The organism is Pleionea mediterranea, from assembly GCF_003148745.1.
GTDB classification, from domain to species: domain Bacteria; phylum Pseudomonadota; class Gammaproteobacteria; order Enterobacterales; family Kangiellaceae; genus Pleionea; species Pleionea mediterranea.
In genome coordinates this window covers 108,792-130,366 of record NZ_QGGU01000008.1, presented here as the reverse complement: position 1 = coordinate 130,366, position 21,575 = coordinate 108,792, and the positions used below count along the sequence as shown (strand labels likewise).

Annotated in this window: 14 protein-coding genes; 9 read left to right on the top strand and 5 right to left on the bottom strand. The window is 43.0% G+C overall.

The window, feature by feature from the left end; translation table 11 throughout:
* Positions 1-9: 9 nt before the first annotated feature.
* From smc to C8D97_RS11920, 4 genes are all read left to right on the top strand, one after another.
* Positions 10-3,504, top strand: coding sequence for a chromosome segregation protein SMC (smc, locus tag C8D97_RS11935; RefSeq protein WP_109764011.1), 3,495 nt, complete (start codon positions 10-12; stop codon positions 3,502-3,504).
* 15 nt (positions 3,505-3,519) lie between these two features.
* On the top strand, positions 3,520-4,419 hold the full coding sequence (gene zipA / locus C8D97_RS11930; RefSeq protein ID WP_109764010.1) for a cell division protein ZipA: 900 nt from the start codon (positions 3,520-3,522) through the stop codon (positions 4,417-4,419).
* Between the two features lie 7 nt (positions 4,420-4,426).
* Entirely contained in the window at positions 4,427-6,433 is a 2,007-nt protein-coding gene (ligA, locus tag C8D97_RS11925; RefSeq protein ID WP_109764009.1) for an NAD-dependent DNA ligase LigA, read from the top strand.
* A 62-nt stretch (positions 6,434-6,495) separates the two neighbouring features.
* Positions 6,496-7,908 (top strand): M24 family metallopeptidase, encoded by a 1,413-nt coding sequence (locus tag C8D97_RS11920; RefSeq protein WP_109764008.1) that lies wholly within the window; start codon positions 6,496-6,498, stop codon positions 7,906-7,908.
* A 139-nt stretch (positions 7,909-8,047) separates the two neighbouring features.
* On the opposite strand, the gene ilvC is transcribed toward C8D97_RS11920, so the two are convergent.
* Positions 8,048-9,544 (bottom strand): ketol-acid reductoisomerase, encoded by a 1,497-nt coding sequence (ilvC, locus tag C8D97_RS11915; RefSeq protein ID WP_109764007.1) that lies wholly within the window; start codon positions 9,542-9,544, stop codon positions 8,048-8,050.
* Between the two features lie 173 nt (positions 9,545-9,717).
* Here ilvC and ilvY point away from each other — a divergent pair, with 173 nt between their 5' ends.
* The 4 genes from ilvY (at position 9,718) to C8D97_RS11895 (ending at position 13,867) form a co-directional block, all read left to right on the top strand.
* Positions 9,718-10,614, top strand: a complete 897-nt coding sequence (ilvY, locus tag C8D97_RS11910; protein WP_109764006.1) for an HTH-type transcriptional activator IlvY — start codon at positions 9,718-9,720, stop codon at positions 10,612-10,614.
* A 202-nt stretch (positions 10,615-10,816) separates the two neighbouring features.
* Positions 10,817-11,635, top strand: a complete 819-nt coding sequence (locus C8D97_RS11905; RefSeq protein WP_109764005.1) for a DUF4097 family beta strand repeat-containing protein — start codon at positions 10,817-10,819, stop codon at positions 11,633-11,635.
* Between the two features lie 175 nt (positions 11,636-11,810).
* Positions 11,811-12,626, top strand: a complete 816-nt coding sequence (locus C8D97_RS11900; protein WP_109764004.1) for a DUF2797 domain-containing protein — start codon at positions 11,811-11,813, stop codon at positions 12,624-12,626.
* Positions 12,627-12,770: 144 nt separating this feature from the next.
* Positions 12,771-13,867, top strand: a protein-coding gene (locus C8D97_RS11895) for an IS3 family transposase (protein ID WP_425348733.1) whose coding sequence is annotated in 2 segments (ribosomal slippage) — positions 12,771-13,005 and positions 13,005-13,867 — 1,098 coding nt in all. Because the reading frame shifts where the segments join, the coding sequence is not laid out codon by codon here.
* A gap of 88 nt (positions 13,868-13,955) precedes the next feature.
* Here C8D97_RS11895 and C8D97_RS11890 read toward each other — a convergent pair.
* From C8D97_RS11890 to pdhA, 4 genes are all read right to left on the bottom strand, one after another.
* Positions 13,956-14,633, bottom strand: a complete 678-nt coding sequence (locus C8D97_RS11890) for a hypothetical protein (RefSeq protein WP_109764003.1) — start codon at positions 14,631-14,633, stop codon at positions 13,956-13,958.
* Positions 14,634-14,852: 219 nt separating this feature from the next.
* Positions 14,853-16,580, bottom strand: a complete 1,728-nt coding sequence (locus C8D97_RS11885) for a 2-oxo acid dehydrogenase subunit E2 (RefSeq protein ID WP_109764002.1) — start codon at positions 16,578-16,580, stop codon at positions 14,853-14,855.
* The gene (locus C8D97_RS11880) at positions 16,577-17,557 is read right to left on the bottom strand and encodes an alpha-ketoacid dehydrogenase subunit beta (RefSeq protein ID WP_109764001.1); all 981 of its coding nucleotides are present in this window, start codon (positions 17,555-17,557) and stop codon (positions 16,577-16,579) included. Before C8D97_RS11880 ends, C8D97_RS11885 begins: the two co-directional genes overlap by 4 nt.
* 2 nt (positions 17,558-17,559) lie before the next feature.
* A complete protein-coding gene (gene pdhA, locus C8D97_RS11875; RefSeq protein WP_109764000.1) occupies positions 17,560-18,642 on the bottom strand; it encodes a pyruvate dehydrogenase (acetyl-transferring) E1 component subunit alpha in 1,083 nt (360 codons plus the stop codon).
* Positions 18,643-18,943: 301 nt separating this feature from the next.
* On the opposite strand from pdhA, the gene pepN reads away from it, so the two are divergent.
* On the top strand, positions 18,944-21,574 hold the full coding sequence (gene pepN, locus C8D97_RS11870; protein ID WP_109763999.1) for an aminopeptidase N: 2,631 nt from the start codon (positions 18,944-18,946) through the stop codon (positions 21,572-21,574).
* Position 21,575 lies beyond the last annotated feature (1 nt).

Here is a 21,575-nt window from a genome sequence, read left to right as displayed (position 1 = left end):
TTCAGGGTTATGCGCTTAAAACAAATAAAATTAGCTGGATTTAAATCGTTTGTTGACCCCACGGTTGTTCCGTTTCCTCAAAACCTGACCGCTATCGTAGGGCCTAACGGCTGTGGTAAGTCGAACCTGATAGATGCGGTACGCTGGGTTATGGGGGAGTCCTCGGCCAAACATTTGCGTGGCGACTCCATGACGGATGTTATATTTAATGGCTCAACAGCCCGTAAACCAGTTGGTCAAGCCAGTATTGAGTTGGTGTTTGATAATAGTGAAGGTAAGTTAGTTGGTGAATACGCCTCTTATGCTGAAATTTCCGTACGCAGAACCGTCACCCGCGACGGTCAATCCTCTTATTTTCTAAATGGCACCAAATGTCGTCGAAAAGATATAACCGATATTTTTCTGGGAACCGGTCTTGGACCGCGATCTTACGCGATTATCGAACAGGGTATGATTTCCCGGCTGATCGAGTCAAAACCCGCCGAGTTACGGGTGTTCATTGAAGAAGCTGCCGGTATTTCAAAATATAAGGAACGACGCCGCGAAACGGAAAATCGTATTCGACATACCCGTGAAAATCTTGAACGACTAGAAGACATCCGCGAAGAACTGGGCAAACAGTTAGCACACTTGCAACGCCAGGCAACCGCGGCACTAAAATACAAAGATTTTAAAAGTGAAGAGCGCGAACTAAAAGCTCAGTTATCGGTATTGCGTTGGCAGCGTTTTAACAAACAAATGCAAGAGTTTGATACCTTAATCAGTCAACTTGAAACCGAGCTTGAGTCAAGAGTTGCTGAGCAGCGCAGAGCAGATGCTGAAATTGAACAAACTCGTGATTTACATGTTGAGTTGAGTGATCAGTTTAATGAAGTGCAGGGGCGTTACTATGGCATAGGCGCCGATATAGCACGACTTGAACAAGCCATTAAGCATCAGTCTGAACGTAAAACACAGCTGCATGAAGATCTGCAAAATGTTTCGGCATCACTGAAGCACGTTAATGAGCAGAAACTCAGTGATGAATCCCGTATAGAAACATTACAGCAAGAATTAATGGAAGCAGAGCCTGAGCTGGAAATGCACAATGAAACCGTTGATGTATCGCAGGAGACTCTGCATCAGTTGGAAGATGCCATGAACAATTGGCAACAGGACTGGGATAACTTTAATCAGGGCGCTTCAGGAAATACGCAAAAGCTGGAAGTTGAAAAAACACGAATTCAATCGCTTGAAGCCCACTTAACCCGGTTATCTGCGCGAATTGACGCAATGGATCGAGAGCTGGATGGTTTTCAGTCCGAGCCCATGGAGTCATCGGTTATCGAAGCATCAACGGAACTCTCCAAAGTTGAGCTGGAAGCGGCCACCTTGTCAGAAACCGTTGATGAGTTCGTAGAGAAAATATCGGAACTGCGTGAGCAGCGGCAGCGAAAATCCCAAAGTATGGATGAGCTGCGTCGTGAAGTTCAAAAGATGCAGGGACGAAAAGTATCACTTGAAGCGCTGCAAAGTGCTGCTCTTGGTAGTGAAAATAAAGCCACTCAAAAGTGGTTAGAGACTGCCGGCATGCTTGAGCAACCCCGTCTGGTGGAAAAACTCGATGTTGAAACGGGTTGGGAAAAAGCCGTTGAAACCGTGTTGGGTGATACGCTACAAGCCGTACTGGTTGATGACTTCAGTTTAACGGAAAACTTGGAGACTCTAACCGAAGGTTCATTACAGTTTATCGAAGGCTCTGCCCAATACAGCGGCACAAAGAGTTCATTAGCGACAAAAGTTTCGGGTGCCGTGGATATCAGTCATTTATTGACCGGCATCAGTGCAGTAGACACGTTAGACGAAGCCATAAAACTCCAGGCTAATTTAGCGGACGGTGAAAGCATCATTACCAAAGATGGCATCTGGATTGGTAAGCATTGGTTAAAAGTTTCCAGAAGTACCGATAAAGAAGCCGGGCTGGTCGAGCGTGAAGCCGAGTTAAAAGAACTTTCGCTTAAGCTGGAAGAAAAAGAAATGTTGCTGAACGAGCTCGAAGAACAGGAATCTGCCATTCGAGAGCAAATTCGTGATCTGGAAGGTAGCTGGGAGCAAAAGCAGCGCGAGCTTAAAGACGCCAATAAACGCTACTCTGAACTGCGGGCAAAAGTTGGCAGCCAACAAGCGAAGCTTGAACAAACTCGTCAGCGCATTGAAAAGCTAAACAAAGAAAAAGCTGAAGCCACACGACAAATGAAAGACGATGAAAAAGCCATGTCTGCCAGCCGTGCGGTAATCGAAGAACTGGTTGAGCACCTGGCCAGTGACACTGATGAGAAAGAAGCCCTAAGCGCAAAGCGAGAAGAAATCAGAAGTGAACTGGAGCAATCGAGAAATCGCTCTCGTGAAGCTAAAGATGTGGCGCATAAATTGGCGCTTCGAGTGGAATCGCTCAAAACAGAAATTAATTCAGCACAGAATAACTTTCAACGAATGGATCAACAGATTACTCAGTTGCAGCAACGTAAAGTTGAACTTGAAGACAGCCTGAACAATATGGAAGAGCCGGGCGATGACCATAAAATAGAGCTCGAAGAAGCACTTGAAAAACGCTTGTTGGTTGAAGAAGAATTAAAGTCTGCTCGTGAAAAAGTGACGGAAGCGGATAATAACTTACGAGCTTTTGATAAAAAACGTCTTGAAGCCGAGCAGGCTGCACAAGCGATTCGAAGTCGACTTGAGCGCGCAAAAATGGAATGGCAGGAATGTAAAACTCGCCAAAATACTCAGGCCGAATCGTTGGCTGATGAAGAGTTAAGTATTAAAGCCATTGCTGAATCAATGCCTGAAGAAGCCAATGAACATGATTGGCAGCAAAATCTGGAAGTTATCAGTGGAAAAATTCAGCGTTTGGGTGCTATTAATTTAGCGGCCATCGAAGAACACAAACAACAAGAAGAGCGAAAGGTTTATCTGGATGCGCAGCATGAAGATCTGGCCGAAGCATTAGAAACCCTTGAAGCTGCAATAAGAAAAATTGACAAAGAAACCCGTACACGATTTAAAGAAACCTTTGAGCGAATTAATGCTGGCTTGAAAGATTTATTCCCAAAAGTTTTTGGCGGTGGTCATGCTTATCTTGAGTTAACCGGCGATGATTTATTGGATACAGGCGTTACGGTAATGGCACGACCACCTGGTAAACGCAATTCGACGATTCACTTGTTATCCGGTGGGGAAAAAGCATTAACAGCGATTGCGTTAGTGTTTTCTATATTCCAGTTAAATCCTGCGCCGTTTTGTATGCTTGATGAGGTTGATGCACCACTTGATGATGCAAACGTTGGGCGCTTCTGTAATCTGGTTCGTAGCATGGCTGAAAAAGTTCAGTTTATTTATATTTCACACAACAAAGTCGCCATGGAAATGGCTCATCAACTTGCAGGTGTTACCATGCAAGAGCCTGGTGTTTCTCGACTCGTTGCGGTAGATATTGATGAAGCCGCAGCTATGGCATCTATGTAACAGGAGGTTCAATACATGGAGTGGGAGCTTCGAATAATTCTAGGCATTATTGGCGCCGCCATCATAGGCTATGTTGCTTTTGACGGTTGGCGTCGCAGTCAAAAAGCCAAACAAGCGCGTCAGGAAATTAAAGATTTGGTCAATGTTGATCAGGATGCTCGCGATCGACAAGGTTTTGACTACCTAGGTGTGAGCGAGCCGCGAACGATAAAGCAATCGTCGGCTAATGAACAAGACAGCGATAACTCTGCCAGCGAAATAGATAACGCATCCGTTAGACCTTCTGCTTCAAATACAAATGCTGATCAATCAAGTGATAAGTTATCCGCCAATAAAGCAGAACAAATTGTTATTACAGAAGATGATGCAATAACAGCCGATCGTCATACGATGTCGTCTGGTGGAGAAGAGCATTTAACCGCTGAACCATTGGTGAAGTCCTCCGATAAATCATCCAGCAAACACACCGATACTGTTACTCATCAAGAACCAGAGTTGATTTTTTCGTTAACGTTATTATCGCAAGAGACTCCGTTTAATGGCGATGCATTATTGCAGCGATTAATTGAGTTTGGTTGTCGCTTTGGTGACATGAATATTTTTCATTGTTGTAAAACACCAGGTAACGATAGCGAAAAATATTTTTCTGTGGCCAATGCATTTAATCCAGGCGTGTTTGATCTGGATAACATGTCGCAAGAATCGTTTAAAGGCGTATCTTTCTTTATGGGGATCCCGGGTGCTTATGAGCCTGAAGTCGCCTATAAAAAAATGGTAGAAACGGCCCGTGCTCTGCAGAAAGAGTTTGGTGGTAAATTAATGGACAGTTCCAGAAGTGTATTTACCGAGCAAACCTATCAGCATGAAAAAGAACAAATCAACGACTACAAACGTAAATCTTTAACCCGAAGTTAATCTATCTATGAGCCAGTCTGTAGAGCAGCGCATCAGTGAACTGCGTGACCAAATAAATGATCACAATTATGCTTATTATGTACTTGATGATCCTTCAATTCCTGATGCCGAGTTTGATCGACTGCTAAAAGAATTGCAGCAAATAGAACAACAACACCCGGATCTCATTACTGCTGACTCACCAACGCAACGTGTTGGTGCTAAATCCGATACCGCTTTTAATGAAGTGGCCCATGAAATACCTATGCTGTCGCTGGATAATGTATTTAGTGACGAAGAACTGTCTGCTTTTGAAAAACGTATTAGTGAACGATTGGTTGCTGCAGAAAAAATTAATTTTGTCTGTGAGCCTAAGCTTGATGGTTTGGCGGTTAGCATACTTTATGAAAATGGTCAGCTTGTTCGCGCCGCTACACGGGGTGATGGACAAGTCGGTGAGGATATTACACAAAATATTCGAACCATTAAAAGTGTACCTTTAATGTTACGAGGTGACTTTCCTGATCGGGTTGAAGTGCGCGGTGAAGTGTTTATGTTAAAGCGTAGTTTTGACCAGTTAAATCAGGTAGCTAAAGACAATAACGAAAAAGTTTTTGTTAATCCACGAAATGCCGCCGCGGGCAGTTTACGGCAACTTGATCCTTCCATTACCGCAAAACGAAACCTTTCAATCTATATTTACAGTCTTGGCCTGGCGCAAGGCGTGCAGCTTGCAGACAGTCATTTTCAGCGTTTACAGCAAATCAAGCAATGGGGCTTACCCGTCTGCCCTGAGGTAAGACAATTGACGGGCACCGACGGTTGCCTGGAATACTATAAAGACATAGGCGAACGACGTCAGCAGTTGCCTTATGAAATTGATGGTGTGGTTTACAAAGTTGATAGCATCGAGAAGCAGCAACAACTTGGCTTTGTAGCCAGAGCTCCGCGTTGGGCGATTGCACACAAGTTTCCGGCGCAAGAAGAAATGACCGTGTTGGAAAAAGTCGAGTTTCAAGTAGGGCGCACGGGGGCTATTACACCGGTGGCACGATTAACCCCCGTTTTTGTAGGAGGTGTAACCGTTAGTAATGCGACATTGCATAATATGGATGAAATTAATCGACTTGGCGTTTATCAGGGTGACACGGTCATTATTCGTCGAGCGGGTGATGTTATACCGCAAGTTGTCAGTGTTATAAAAGATCGTCGACCAGAAGATGCCCAGCCGATTGACATGATCCGGCAGTGCCCGGTTTGTGGCTCTCCGGTTGAGCGTGAACAAGATCAAGCGATTTATCGTTGTACGGGCGGTTTGTTTTGTGGTGCTCAACGCAAAGAAGCCATTAAACACTTTGCTTCTCGTAAAGCAATGAACATTGACGGACTTGGCGATAAACTGGTTGAACAGTTTTGCGACTTAAATATGGTTGAGTCCTTATCGGATTTATACCGACTTACGGTAGAGCAAGTTTCCAGTATTGAGCGTATGGGCGAAAAGTCATCGGAAAACCTTATTAATGCCTTGGAAAAAAGTAAGCAAACCACACTTGGTAAGTTTGTTTACGCACTGGGGATTCGAGAAGTGGGTGAAGTTACAGCATTAACGTTAGCAAATGAACTGCAGACTATCGACAATATAATTGCAATTAAAGAGGATGAGTTATTAGAGTTGCCGGACATTGGTCCCGTTGTTGCCCATCATATTGTTTCTTTTTTTGCTAATGACACAAATTTAAAAGTGATCAATGAGCTCATCGAGTTAGGTGTTAATTGGCCTGCGATAGAGAAAAAATCCGCAAGCGAACAACCTTTACAAGGGCAGACTATTGTCTTAACCGGTAGTTTTGAAACCATGTCACGCAGTGTAGCCAAAGAAAAGCTTATGGCAATGGGAGCTAAAGTGAGTGGTAGCGTATCAGCAAAAACATCCATTGTTTTTGCGGGCCCCGGTGCCGGATCAAAATTAAAAAAAGCACAAGAGTTAGGTGTGACGGTAAAAGATGAGGATGAGCTGTTGTCTCTGATTAAATAACCAGAACCAAAACTATATTCGAAATACTGGTAATAATAATTAATTACAATAAAGGTGGGCGCATGTTTCGGTTTAAAAGTAGTATAACTTTTATTAGTTTGATGTTTTTATCTTCAATAGTTTCCCAGGCTAAAGAATATTCTACCAACGATCTCTTACAGCGTTCAGCGACATTTGACAATAACGAGTTGTTTCAGCAGGGGTTAAAAGTTGACAGTTTAGGTCGCGTATTGTCACCGCGCGAACGCATAAAACCGATCAACGACATAGTAAAGTATCGCCTTGATCACTTACTACCTGAACTGATGCGTCAGTCTGATCTTGATATGTGGATTGTCATCAATCGAGAATATGGAGAGGACGCTTTATTTTATACACTGGTACCTCAACCCACCTTTGCAGCTCGTCGAACGACCATATTGGTTTTTGCCCGTAAAAATGACAAGGTCGAACGATTCAGTGTTAGCCGTTACGCCATTGGCGACTTTTACCCGACACGATGGCAGGGTGGAACCATAGACTCTCAATGGCAACGACTCGCCGAACTGGTTGCTGAGTATGATCCTGAAAAAATAGGCATTAATACCAGTCAACACTGGGCATTGGCGGACGGTTTAACTACCGGACTTCATCAACAGTTACGAGCTTCATTACCGAAAAAATACGTTAACCGTTTAACCAGCGCCGAGTCACTGGTGGTCCGTTGGCTGGAAACTCGAACCGAGCCAGAGATAAATATTTACCCGCATGTTGTTAAATTGGCGCGCCGTGTGATCGCTGAAGCTTTTTCACGACAAGTGATCACACCAGGTATAACCACAGCAGATGATGTTGCCTGGTATATCCGGGAACGTTTTGAATCACTAGGGCTTACTCCGTGGTTCCAACCCTCGGTTAGTACCCAGAGAATGGGTGACGATAATCGTGAGTACAGTAGTTTTTTTGGTCGATCCAACCGAACAATTTTACCCGGTGATATTTTGCATACCGATGTTGGGATTTGTTACCTGAATTTATGCACCGATACTCAGGAAATGGCTTATGTGGCAAAAATGGGTGAAACAGAATTACCCACAGGGATTAAAGTGGTTATGGCAGCCGGAAATTTATGGCAAGATTCATTAACCGCAGAATTTAAAACGGGTTTGAGCGGTAATGAAATTTTAGATCGTGCCAAATCAAGCGCTGCATCTCTTAATTTGAACGCCAGTATCTATACGCATCCTATCGGTTTTGTCGGTCATGCCTCTGGGCCAACCATTGGTATGTGGGATAATCAGAATGCAACACCGGTTAAAGGTGATTGGTTATTGTACCCAAATACAGCCTACGCTATAGAAGGTAACGTAAAGGTTCAGTTGCCAGAATGGAACAATCAATGGATACAGGTAATGTTGGAGCAAACGGCACTATACGATGGTAATCAAGTTTATTATGTCGGTGGTCGTCAAACAGAGTTTCATTTTGTTCATTAATAAAATGTTAAAGCTGGTTTAAATAAGTTAGTTACAGTCTCCAGTCACAGAGCAGTCTCATGTTAAACCAGCTCTTTTTAGGCTCACATACAAATCTTCGACTTTAGTTTCGCAGTGGAAATACACTTACTACAATTTTTTATTGTTTTAATGTGACTGCTTTCATGTCTTTCATATAGGCTCGAAGTTTCCGACCAACAAGCTCTACTGGATGGTTGCGAATAGAATCGTTTGCCATTTTGAGCATTTGGTTTTCCACTTGATAGTCACTCACATCAAGGCTATGTCCCATAAGCTGAGTGTTTAACTGTTCGGTAATTTGAGGCATTAGCTGATTTTGAAGCAAAGTAAGTGCTTTATTAGTGAATAAGTAATTACCATATTCAGCGGTATCAGAAATAACCACATTCATTTCATGCAATCGTTTACGAGCAATAGTATTCGCAATTAGCGGGACTTCATGCAACGATTCATAGTAGGCCGACTCGGGTAATATGCCACTTTCTACCATTAGTTCAAAAGATAATTCAACACCAGCTTTAATCATTGCAACCAGAAAAATGCTTTTATCAAAATAGTGTTGTTCAGGTATATATTCATCTGTTGTTGCTGCATGTTCAAATGCAAGCTCACTGGTTTGCTGTCGCCAACTTAATAGTTGCTTATCATTGTTGTGCCAGTCTTCAATCATCTTGGTAGAAAAATGACCCGATAAAATATTATCCATATGTTCTGTAAATAATGGCCGCAGTATTTCTTTGGCTTGTTCAGATAATTGATTTGCCGCAAGTTTTGACGGGTTGTTAAGCCTATCCATCATGTGGCTAATACCGCCCACCTTTAATGCTTCGGTGATAACTTCGAGTCCATTTTGTATCAGCTTAGCGGCATAGCCAGAATCAATTTTGCTGGCGGTCATAAAGTCAAACGCCAAAATCGAAGCGGTTTGTAACATGCCGCATAATATGGTTTGTTCACCCATAAGATCCGACTTAACTTCAGCAATAAAAGAAGACTCAAGTACACCTGCGCGGTCGCCGCCGGTAGCTGAAGCCAATGCTTTGGCTTGCTCCAAACCTTTATTGTAGGGATCGTTTTCTGGATGCACGGCAATTAAAGTGGGTACACCAAATCCGCGTTTGTATTCTTCACGAACCTCTGTACCGGGGCATTTTGGTGCACACATGATGACGGTGATATCGCTGCGGATTGATTGAGCTTGCTCAACAATGTTAAATCCGTGCGAGTAGGCGAGAGTTGCTCCTTGTTTCATTAGTGGCATGATTGTTTCAACCACGCTTTGATGTTGCTTATCGGGCGTGAGGTTATACACCACATCGGCCTTGGGTATCAGATGATTGAAACTGGCAACTTTAAACCCGTTCTGCGTTGCTCGCTGCCAAGATGTTCTTTGTTGTTTAATGGCTTCATCCCGCAGAGCATAACTGACGGATAAGCCTGAGTCACGCATATTAAGGCCTTGGTTCAATCCCTGAGCGCCGCAGCCGATAATTACGATTGATTTATTTTTTAATGCATCACAGCCCTGTTCAAATTCATCTTTAGACATGAATCGACATTGACCTAATTGCTGACGCTGTAACCGAAACGGCAATTGATTGAAGTAATTACTCATAATGTAGTCCCTGATAAGTGGTGTGGCAAAATTAGATTAAATAACAACACTCTTAGGCTAAATATTTTTTAAAGTTGCGTAAAACGATATATTGGCAACTTGTGATTGCAAAAAATGCAATATAATATGATAAGGAAATTGAATTGGTTGATAATGGCTATTGAGAGTTTTGAATGGATTTAAAAGTTATTCAGGCATTTTTAGTGTTGGCTGATACACTGCATTTTGCTAAAACGGCGGAGACAATACATGTGAGTCCATCTACCTTAAGTCGTATGATGCAGCGACTTGAGCATGAGACTAAGCAGTCTTTATTTCAAAGGGACAATCGCCAGGTCGTTTTAACGGAAGCAGGGCAACGGTTTCGGTTATTTGCTGAAAAGGTAACTAAGGAATGGCAACGATTGACCAGTGATTTTGACCGTTATTCGTTAGAGCTGACCGGTAAGTTATCTTTATATTGCACGGTGACCGCGGCTCACAATTATTTACCGCAATTGATCGAACCTTTCCGCCGTCAACATCCGGGATTAAACATTGATTTAGAAACTGGTGATGTGAGCGTTGCGTTTTCAAAGGTTAAAAAGCAACACTCCGATATTGCCTTTGCGGTTGCGTCAGAAAAAATACCCGAAGAATTTTATTTTTATCCACTGGATATCATTTCATTGAAAGTGATTGCACCCAAAAAATACGTTGAGTCAAATCGTGTATTCAGTAGCCATGAGATCGACTGGGACAATATGCCGATAGTCATGGCGGAGTCAGGGCCAGGGCGTACGCATACACAAAACTGGCTGCAACGAATGTCTATCAACCCTGAAATCTATGCCAATGTCTCTGGCCATGAGGCGATAGTCAGTATGGTAGCCTTAGGCTGCGGTATTGCGCTGGTGCCTGAGCCTGTACTGCAAAACAGTCCATTAAAGGATAAGGTGGCTCAGTTATCATCGCCTGTTGCACCAAATCCTTTTACGCTGGGTATTATTTGTTTGCAGCAAAACAGACATAAGCCTCAAATAGAAGCTTTTATATCGCTCGTCCATCAGGTATTTTCAGCGACTGTTTAGCCAATTAAGGCTTAGGCTTCCAAAATTGGTTATATTGACCAAACCTTTTACATTATCGTCACGTCTAAACTCAAGATGGGAGAGCTGAAAATCATAAGTTATTGATTATTATAAATTAAATAATTGGAACGATAGTTGCTATCTCTAGCTTATAACAAGCATTTAACTCTCTTAAAAAACTCAATCTATTAAGGAATGGAAGATGAACGTAAAATCAAAGCTTAGTTTGTTGTGTGCGATGACATTGTCGACCGGGATCATCACCAATAACGTTAACGCGGGTGATTTCGATATTGAAAAAACTGAATCTTTAGAAATATCTGCAGCCAATCTGAATTCATTATCAATCAAAGCTGGCGCTGGCTCCTTAACCATTAAAGGAAACTCTGAACTGTCACATATAAAAGTGTCGGCTGATCTTAAAGTGGACAAAGATAACTACGAACTCAGCTTAACGTCAGAAGATGAAGTTGCATACTTGGTTTCTGATGCAAATCCAAACAATGACAGTAACTGGTGGGGTGAAAGTCCTTCTATCGATTTGACGGTTGAACTGCCTGATCATTTTAAATTAAAAGTAAAAGATGGATCCGGTGAAATCGATATTATTAATATTTCAAATGACTTAACTATTCGCGATGGATCCGGTTCTATTGAGGTATCGGGTATCAAGGGTAACCTGGATATTAACGATAGTTCAGGCAGCATTACGGTGAATGATATTGATGGCGAATTAACCATTGATGATGGTTCTGGCAGTATTACTGTAACCAAGGTTTCTGGAAAAGTAGTGATTGATGATGGTTCCGGAAGTATCAATGTTTCCAATCTTGCCAGCACACTTGATATTGAAGATGGTTCCGGCAGTATGAGCATTACCGGCATTAAAGGTCATGTCACCATCGATGACGGCTCTGGTGGCATTTCACTGGTGGATTTAGCACAAGGTGTCACTGTTATTGAAGAGGGCAGTGGTGGGCTCTCCATGAAGGATGTAAAAGGCAAAGTGAATATGAAGTAGTCAAGCTTCTGACTTTCTTTCTAAAAAGCCGGGCAGTATTCTGCTCGGCTTTTTATTGAGTCGAACAATTGTTTTGCAATAGTGTGGTTATGCCATAAAAAACATCTTTTACTTTTCTTCACTCATTATTTTTGTAACACTACCGGCATTAAACGTTATTGATTAAGATAAAACTATGGTTCAAGGCACACTTAAAAAAATGCGCTCAAATTTAGCGCAACCAGTAGAATATTTTCTACCCGTTGGTGATGAAAATATTCCGTTAAATCCTGTTCTTGGAAAAACCATTAAGCTTCATCATACAGGCAATATTTTTTGCGCCAATTGTGAACGGAAAACCAACAAAAGTTTTTCACAAGGTTATTGTTTTCCTTGTATGAAAAAGTTGGCACGTTGTGATATGTGTATTATGAAACCTGAGCTTTGTCATTACCATGAAGGCACCTGCCGGGAACCTGAATGGGGTGAAACCAATTGTTTTATTCCACACTATGTCTACTTATCTAATACCAGTGGTTTAAAAGTGGGAATAACCCGACATTCTCAAGTGCCCACCCGCTGGATCGATCAAGGCGCTACACAAGCGCTATTAATGTATCGAGTTGCCACCCGACAACAATCGGGATTGGTTGAAGTCGCGTTTAAAGATTTGATTGCTGACAAAACCAACTGGCGAGCCATGTTAAAGGGCAACGCTGATGATATGGACTTAATAACGCACGCCAATCAATTAAAACAAAAGCTTAATGATTCCATTGCCAATATTATTACGCAACATCCTGATAACGATATTGAATCGATTGAAGATGAAGTAACTCAAATTAGTTATCCCGTTATGGAGTTTCCAACTAAAATTTCGTCTCACAACTTTGATAAAAATCCGACAGTAGAAGGTACTTTACTCGGCATAAAGGGACAGTATTTAATACTTGATACGGGTGTTATTAATATTCGTAAATTCACGTCTTATGAAACAGAGGTTTCATTGTAATAAACTATAAATATTATGATTTAGAGCTGTGTGATCTGGCTACACTAATCTGGAGACTCAATTTCATATAAACTTAGCATTAGAAATTGAGGACAGTATAGTGACGAAAAGAAGTAAGCAAGAATATAGCAAAGCGCAGTTAAAATGGTGATTTCATCAGATAAATCGATCGCTCAAATAGCCAGAGAATTAGGTGTTAAAACACCCACACTATATTCTTGGGTCAATAAAGAGAAAGATGACGAGGTGACGAATGAAGAAGTCACTAAAGCTGAGCTGTTCGATGAATTGAAGCGCCTTAAACAGGAGCTTGCTGACGTTAAAGAGCAAAGAGACATCCTAAAAAAGGCAACGGCATACTTTGCGAAAGAAAGCCAATAAAGTGTGCCTGGATAAAGGCACATCGGGAGGCTTTCAGCATAGAAAAGATGTGTCAGATGCTCGGAGTTTCCACTTCAGGCTATTATGACTGGTTAAATCGTCCGCCTTCACCACGGCAGTTAGATGATAAGCATTTAATCCCGCTCATCACCGAAATCTTTAACAGTCAACGCAACGGTTGTGGAACGCGAGTGATTAAGAAAGCGCTGAGTCGACAAGGTTTTCAGCTCAGTCGCCGACGGATAGGCAGATTGATGAAGCTGGCAGGACTTAAGTGTAAGACACGAAAGAAGTTTAAAGCGACTACGGACTCTAGACATCACTATCCGGTTGCACCGAACTTACTAAATAGAGCGTTTGTGGTTGATAAGCCCAATCGAACATGGGTTGGCGATATCACCTACGTGTGGACAGATGAAGGTTGGTTATATCTGGCGATGGTGATTGACTTGTTTTCCCGTCGAGTAGTTGGATGGTCTATGGATAAAAAAATGAAAACATCACTCGTTAACAACGCATTACTGATGGCTATTTGGCAGCGAAAACCAGAGCGAGGATTGTTATGGCATACCGATCGAGGTTCTCAATATGCATCGGACAGTCATAGAGAAATTCTGGCCGACCATGGCATTACACAAAGTATGAGCCGAAAAGGAAATTGTTGGGATAATGCCGTTGCTGAAAGTTTCTTTCATACGTTAAAAGTTGAGCTGATCCATCAGAGTCGATTTAAAACCAGAGAAGAAGCTAAGCAAGCCATTTTCGATTACATTGAAGTTTTTTATAACCGACAAAGACTTCACTCAACCAATGATTATTGGTCTCCGGTTGATTATGAAAAGATGAATAAAGTTTCGTAGATGAGTGTCCGGGAAAGTGTTGACGGATCAGTGTTATTGAGTAATACAGTTATAAACGTTTATGAAATAGAAATGAGCGATGATCAGTTTAGTCATCGCTTTTTGAAGCTTCTTTTTTATCTTGTGCGCTTTCCAGTGTTATTAACTCTACATTTTCAACCGTTACCATAATGGTCTCATCACAGGTTAAGTGATACAGGTAAATAAACCGGGTAGTGGTGCCCAATAATTTCCATTGACTATCATTCCCAGACCAACACTGTGGTTTTATGGGTCCACCGTTTTGCCATGCTTGAACAAAATTACTCTGACTGGTTTTGATTCGCTTTACTTCTTCTGCAATAAACAGCTCCAGGAAAATCATAAAGTATGCAATCAGGGAGATAATGAGTGTTAGCCGAAATAAAACAATATTCTTTGGCACATAAAATATCAAATTGAAAAAGTACCGTCGCTTACCCGTAAATAAATGCGGCCGCTTGTTTTTGAATTTTTCAGACCATAGGGTGGAGTAATATATAAAAGTAACCAGGACTAGAGCACTAAATAATGCCAGTGATACCCGAGGCTCTTGCAGTCCGGCCAATAATACATCACTGATCTCAAGTGTTTTTAAAATGGGAATATTAAAATTCGCATAAAATACAATCAGATAAATTATGCCAATAACCGCCCAGGAAAAATACGCAATACTTAATAAAAAGCCGGGGTGTGCTTTAAATGTTTTAATTACACCGCCGACGGTTTTTTGTTGTAAGTCACTCATCAAGTATTCCTTGTATTAATCAGCAAATGCTGACAAATCATAATTAGCCTAAATGACACAACTAAAGTCATAAAACACTGAAATATCTTACGGGCTTATTCCATTGTAAGTGATAAATTTATCACTTAATTTACTTGTTATTTAAATTATCCAGCTTAAAAAAAAGGCTCTTATTTTGATAAATAAGAGCCTTTCACTAAGCTATTTTAGTAATAAATACTAATTTGCTTTTGCCAGGTCTTCCATAATTGCTGCCAGGAACCGGGCTGCTTCACCACCAGTACATGCACGGTGATCGAAGGTTAAGGATAATGGCAACATTTTTTGATTCATAATGCCTTTATCGGTTAGCTGCAATTCGTTTCTAAAGCGACCCGTACCCAGTATGGCTACTTGCGGTGGAGAAACAACTGGCGTGCCATATCGACCGGCGATCGAGCCAAAGTTCGACAAGGTGATGGTGGCATTTGCCAGATCATCTGGCTTAATGCCTTTATTGGCAATTTTATCGCGTAACACCTGAACCTGAGCGCGAGACTCGGCCATACTCATTTGATCGGCATTATGGACCACAGGAACGTATAATCCGTCAGGTGTATCGACAGCAATACCGACATTAACATCAGGATGAACCAGCTTTTCCATATTATCGCCATCGAACCAGGCGTTCAACGCCGGCTCAGCACGACTGGCGACAACCAAAGCGCGAATATAACGGGCCAGTGAATCGGTTCCTTTTGGCCACGCAGAAATATTAACATCCTCCACCAATGTAGTTGGTACCACTGTGGCGTGAGAATGTGCCATACCTTGAGCCATTGCACGACGCGCACCACGAACCGGTTGAGGATCGCGGGTTACGGTAATGCTAGGTAGACGGGAGCCACCAGAAGAAGTGGTAGAAGATGCGCTGCTTGCTTGTGATTGAGCGGCTGCAGGTTTACTGCTGCCACCCTTGGCGGCTTGCTCAACGTCATCACGGGTAATACTGCCTTTGCGTCCCGAAGCATTACACTGACCTAAATCAACACCCAGGCGACCGGCTAAAGCGCGAACGGCCGGTGAGGCTTTGTAAGCCAGTGGGTTAGAGGTTTCAGTATTTGCAGTCGGCGCTGACTGGCTGGACTGACCTAATTTAGCACTGCCATCTTTTGCCGCAGCTTTGACATCGGCTTGAGTGATTTTACCGTCTTTACCGGTGCCGGTTACTTTTGTCAGGTCGACTTTTAATTTACGTGCTAGCGCACGAGCCACCGAATCGGCAGATTCTGCAACGACCTGATCACCCACTTCAACGGCACCAACAACAGTTCCTGCATCAGAAGATTTTTCTTCAGCGGCAGGTTCTTCAGCACGTTCCTGATGATCGCTGGCGGCTTCAGCGCCAGAGCCGGCAAAGGTGACCAGTGGTGCGCCTACTTGAATGACGTCACCTTCTTGACCGTGTAATGTACCAATTGTTCCTGCCACAGGTGAGGGAACTTCAACCACCGCTTTTGCGGTTTCCATTTCAACCATAGGCTGATCAACGGTCACTTCATCGCCTTGTTTTACTAACCAGCGAACGACTTCAGCGTCGGGTAAACCTTCGCCCAGATCCGGAAGTTTAAACACTTCACCGTTGGACGATTGCTTGGCAGCAGGTTTATCGGCAGGTTTTTCCTCAGCAGCGGCTGGTTGTTTTGCCGGTGCTTCAGCTGCAGCCGAGCTACCATCGCCATCAAATTCAACCAGTGGCGCGCCAACTTGAATGACATCGCCGGGCTGACCATGAAGCTTTGTGACTTTTCCATCAAATGGAGAGGGGACTTCAACTACCGCTTTGGCAGTTTCCATTTCAACCATGGGTTGATCGACAGAAACCGTATCGCCTTCCTTAACTAACCAGCGTACGACTTCAGCGTCGGGTAAGCCCTCGCCTAAATCGGGTAAGTTGAAGATGTTCATTTGTACTCCATAATTTTTCTGGCTTCTTCGAGAACGCGATCTACCGTAGGCATGTACTGCTTTTCCAGACGATAGTAAGGCATAACCGTATCATAACCGGAAACACGACCAATAGGCGCTAATAAGTTTAGAATGCCTTTTTCAGCAATTTCGGCAGCAATTTCTGAGCCCAGGCTGCCGGCTTTGGGTGCTTCTTGAACAATCAGTGCACGGCCTGTTTTTTCTACCGATTCTAAAATGGTATCAATATCCAGAGGACTGACAGTTGCGACATCGATCACCTCGGCGCTAATGCCTTCTTCAGCCAGTTTATCGGCTGCCTGATTGGTTTCGTGCAACATGGCACCCCAGCTGATTAATGTAATGTCGGTGCCTTCGCGATCAACAAAACAACAGCCAATTGGGTAATCTTCGCCGTTATCTTCCACTTCGTGCTTAACAATTCGATAAACACGCTTAGGTTCCAGGAAAATAACCGGATCGGGATCCCGTATTGCCGCAAGCATTAAGCCGTAAGCCCGTGACGGGTTTGATGGAATAACAACTTTTAGACCCGGAATATGGGCAAAAATGGCTTCGGTACTTTCAGAGTGATGCTCTGGTGCATGGATACCACCACCAAAAGGTGCACGTACCACCATTGGAAGTGTGATACGGCCACGGGTTCGATGGCGCATTCTGGCCATGTGACAGATAATTTGGTCCACCGCAGGGAAGATAAAGCCCATAAACTGCATTTCAGCGACGGCTTTGATGCCTTGTGCGGCCATACCGATAGAAACACCGGCAATCATTGATTCTGCCAGTGGTGTATCAATAACGCGTTCTTTACCAAACTTGGCCTGTAAACCATCGGTTGCGCGGAATACACCGCCATTGGTGCCGACATCTTCACCTAAGGCAACCACCGATTTGTCTTGCTCCATTTCGTGAGCGAGCGCCATATTAACGGCTTCAATTAACGTAATTGCTGGCATGGTTACTTCGCTCCTTTGTTGGCACGTTGAATGGCATACTCACGCTGCTCCATGGTGCGGGCAGGGAGTTCATCATATAAGTAGTCAAACATGGCTTCTGGAGCATCGGGTGGCAAGTTAACGTAGTTGTCGACCGCTTGCTGAACTTCTTTTGCAAGTTCTTCTTGCATGGTTTTTTCGTCGTCTTCCGTCCAGGCGTCTAGAGACTCAAGGTATTTACGCAAACGTAAAATAGGCTCTGCTTTCCAACCTTCGTCAAGCTCGCCTTCTGGGCGATAGCGACGGGCATCATCGGCGGTTGTGTGGTCACACAGTCGCAGAGAAATGCATTCAATAAGTGTTGGTCCTTTGCCTTCACGGGCTTTCTTGTAGGCTTTTTCGGCGGCTTCACGAACAGCTATGACGTCGTTGCCGTCAACTTGTATCGCTTCAATACCGGCAGCAATAGCTTTTTGAGCATAGGTTTCGCAAGCGGTTTGAATTTCAGAAGGTACAGAAATGGCCCATTGGTTATTATTGATGAAGAAAACCACTGGAAGATTCCAGATACCGGCAACATTGATAGCTTCATAGAAATCACCTTCGGAGGTTCCACCTTCGCCGATTTCAGTGGCAACGCAACGTTTCTCACCTTTAATTTGCATTGCTTTACCGATGCCAGCAGCGTGCAGTAGCTGGGTTGCAATGGGGACCGCAATAGGAAAGTCTTCTTTGGCGTTTTTAAAGTCTGAGCCGCGCTCATCGCCGCCCCAGTACAACAAAACTTCTTCCATGGTAACGCCATGCTCGATCATGGCAGCATGACCACGATAATAAGGGACCAAAACATCTTCTTTAGTTAATGCAGAACCAAAGCCAACACCAACGGCTTCCTGGCCAAGTGCAGCCGGGTAGGTTCCCATTTTACCGGTACGCTGTAGTGCGTAAGCTTTGGTATCAAGCGTTCGGATAAGATTCATTGAGCGATACAGGGTTTTTAATGTATCGACATCTTTAGCAAGTTTTGGCAGCTTCTTGGTAGTCGGCTTACCATCTTTGTCCAGGTACTGAGTGTACTTTATTTCAAACTTTGCAACCGTGGTCACAACAAACCTCCTTTCGAGGCAGCCTGGTAGAAATTACCGGCTGGTTTATAGTCAATTTTCATGCGGCGCCGATCATAAGGATCTCAAAGGCATTTGTATAGTTAAAAACAGTAAAAGTTACTCTTTGTTGGCTGTATTTTGTTCAGTTTTAGCGTAAATTAGCGTCAAATTCGAAACATATCAGACCAGTTAAGTGTAATATGGGTTTTGATTTTAACGACTTTCCGTTAGGCTTTGCATCATAAAGTCAGACTGTTGTTTGCATAAATATCAATTGAATTAAAGGCTTTGAGACACCTCTATGAAAAACTCTTCGGCACCGATTACAAAGTATAGAAAGGATTACCAGCCTTCCAACTTTTTAATTTCTGAAACCCATTTAACATTTATATTGAATGAGCAAGAAACTCTGGTGAAGTCGCGACTTTTGTTGCGCCGCAACCCAAAGGCAGACCTTGAAGCAAAATCAATCCAGTTTGACGGCGAAAATCTGACGCTGCAATCCATATTATGGAATGGTGAAGCGCTGAGTGCCGATGAGTACAAGGTTACCGACGAGGGCCTTGAGCTCACAAAAGTTGCCGATGAGTTTGAACTTGTGACTGTTTGTAAAATACTGCCACAAGACAACAGTTCATTAGAAGGCTTGTATAAGTCGGGCGATAAATTTTGTACCCAGTGTGAAGCCGAAGGCTTTCGTAAAATTACCTATTATCTTGATCGACCCGATGTGTTGTCGCGTTTTTATGTGCGAATCGAGGCCGATAAGTCACGCTATCCATTATTGCTTTCTAACGGCAATCCTGTAGCCAGTGGTGATATGGACGACAACCGACATTTTGTCGAGTGGCAAGATCCTTTCTTAAAACCCTGTTATCTGTTTGCGCTTGTAGCGGGTGATCTTGATTTACTGGAAGATCAATTTATTACCAAAAGTGGTCGTACCGTAAAGCTGCAACTCTATGTCGATAAGGGCAAACTCGATCAGAGTGACTTTGCCATGCAGTCGCTAATCAATGCCATGAAATGGGATGAACAGCGATTTAACCTCGAATACGATCTGGATTTATACATGATTGTTGCCGTAAGTGACTTCAATATGGGAGCCATGGAAAATAAAGGCCTGAATATATTTAACACCAAATATGTTCTGGCCAATCCACAAACGGCAACGGATCAGGACTTTGAAGGCATCGAAAGTGTTATTGGTCACGAGTACTTTCATAACTGGACAGGAAATCGGGTTACTTGTCGAGACTGGTTTCAACTGAGTTTAAAAGAAGGACTGACGGTATTCAGGGATCAGGTTTTCACCGAAGATATGCGCTCTAAAGCGGTGAAACGCATTGATGATGTGAAAGTGATCCGCAGTCATCAGTTTGCAGAAGACGCCGGCCCCTTGGCCCATCCCATTCGGCCAGATGAATACATTGAAATGAATAACTTTTACACGGTTACCGTTTATAACAAGGGTGCTGAAATCATTCGAATGATTCATACCCTGTTAGGTGAGCAGGCTTTTCAACGAGGAATGGCGTTGTACTTTGAACGTCACGATGGTCAGGCCGTTACCTGTGATGATTTTGTTAGTGCCATGGCTGATGCCAGTGACATTGATTTATCGCAGTTTAAACATTGGTACAGTCAGGCGGGCACACCGCAAGTATCCATAAACTATCAATATCATAAAGATGAGGGGCGAATGACGCTTATCGTCAAACAATCGAATCAACATCCTTCATCTAAACAACCCTTCTTAATCCCATTAAAGCTTGGCCTGGTTGGTCGTTCAGGAAAACCTCAGTCATTTTCGCTAGAAAAGCAGGACAATAAAGTCACTGAAACGCTGATACACATTACCGACTCATCACAAGTTATTGAGCTTTATAAGGTGGATGAATCTTCGGTTCCTTCATTGTTCAGAGACTTTTCGGCGCCGGTTAAATTTGACGTCAACTATACACACGACGATTTAGCCTTTTTATTTGCTTACGATGAAAATACATTCACCCGTTGGGATGCCGGTCAACAACTGATGGAACAATGCATTGTATCTGGCAATGATGCGCTCATGTCTAATATAGCCGAAGCGTTTAAACAAATACTGAATGATTCAACGCTGGATAATGCTTTTAAAGCAAGAGCACTGGTCATTCCCGATCTTAAAACATTGTTCGAGTCACACAGTTCGAAAGGCGTGGACTTTTTAATAGAGCGTCGTCGTTCGTTAAAGGACTTTTTGGCCAAGTCTTTAGAGCAAGACTGGCTCAAGCAATACCAGTCGCTGCATCAGTTGTCAGATAAGTCTTTGGATCAGGACTCTATTGCTCGTCGCAGTATCAAAAATCTAGCGTTAAGTTATTTGGTTTGTGCCAGTGACGAGCATGCTGAGCTTTTAAAGCAGCAGTTTAGTCAGGCGCAATTAATGACTGAAGAAATCAGTGCGCTATCCATAGCGGCACATGAGCAGGTTAGGCCGGCTCAATCAATGCTCGATGATTTTTATAAAAAATGGCATCAAGAACCGCTGGTTATGGACAAGTGGTTATCGGTGCAATCGACCATTGATTCAGACAATGTGTTTGAGGTAATTGAGCGGTTAAAACAAGATCCTGTTTTCAGCTTAAAGAATCCTAATAAAGTTCGTTCACTTTACTCCGCTTTTGCCGGGTTAAACTTTGCCCAGTTTCATCGAAAAGATGGCAAGGGTTATCGTTTAATTGCCGATACTGTTTTTGAGCTAGATTCTATTAACGCACAAATTGCGGCGAATCTTTCGAAGCAGTTTTCGGGCGCCGCTAAACTTGACAAGCAGCGTCAAAAGCAGGTGGCTGCTGAACTGAAAAAAATTAAAAATAAACCTAACCTATCCAAAGATGTCTTTGAAGTAGTGTCAAAAACATTGGAACAATTAGTAGAGTCCGGAGACTGAT

Bases quoted from the DNA above. Each gene is read 5' to 3' on its own strand.
- C8D97_RS11920 (WP_109764008.1), top strand. From the start codon at position 6,496: ATGTTTCGGTTTAAAAGTAGTATAACTTTTATTAGTTTGATGTTTTTA.
- ligA (WP_109764009.1), top strand. From the start codon at position 4,427: ATGAGCCAGTCTGTAGAGCAGCGCATCAGTGAACTGCGTGACCAAATA.
- ilvC (WP_109764007.1), bottom strand. From the start codon at position 9,544: ATGAGTAATTACTTCAATCAATTGCCGTTTCGGTTACAGCGTCAGCAA.
- smc (WP_109764011.1), top strand. From the start codon at position 10: ATGCGCTTAAAACAAATAAAATTAGCTGGATTTAAATCGTTTGTTGAC.
- C8D97_RS11890 (WP_109764003.1), bottom strand. From the start codon at position 14,633: ATGAGTGACTTACAACAAAAAACCGTCGGCGGTGTAATTAAAACATTT.
- C8D97_RS11900 (WP_109764004.1), top strand. From the start codon at position 11,811: ATGGTTCAAGGCACACTTAAAAAAATGCGCTCAAATTTAGCGCAACCA.
- C8D97_RS11905 (WP_109764005.1), top strand. From the start codon at position 10,817: ATGAACGTAAAATCAAAGCTTAGTTTGTTGTGTGCGATGACATTGTCG.
- ilvY (WP_109764006.1), top strand. From the start codon at position 9,718: ATGGATTTAAAAGTTATTCAGGCATTTTTAGTGTTGGCTGATACACTG.
- pepN (WP_109763999.1), top strand. From the start codon at position 18,944: ATGAAAAACTCTTCGGCACCGATTACAAAGTATAGAAAGGATTACCAG.
- C8D97_RS11880 (WP_109764001.1), bottom strand. From the start codon at position 17,557: ATGCCAGCAATTACGTTAATTGAAGCCGTTAATATGGCGCTCGCTCAC.
- zipA (WP_109764010.1), top strand. From the start codon at position 3,520: ATGGAGTGGGAGCTTCGAATAATTCTAGGCATTATTGGCGCCGCCATC.
- C8D97_RS11885 (WP_109764002.1), bottom strand. From the start codon at position 16,580: ATGAACATCTTCAACTTACCCGATTTAGGCGAGGGCTTACCCGACGCT.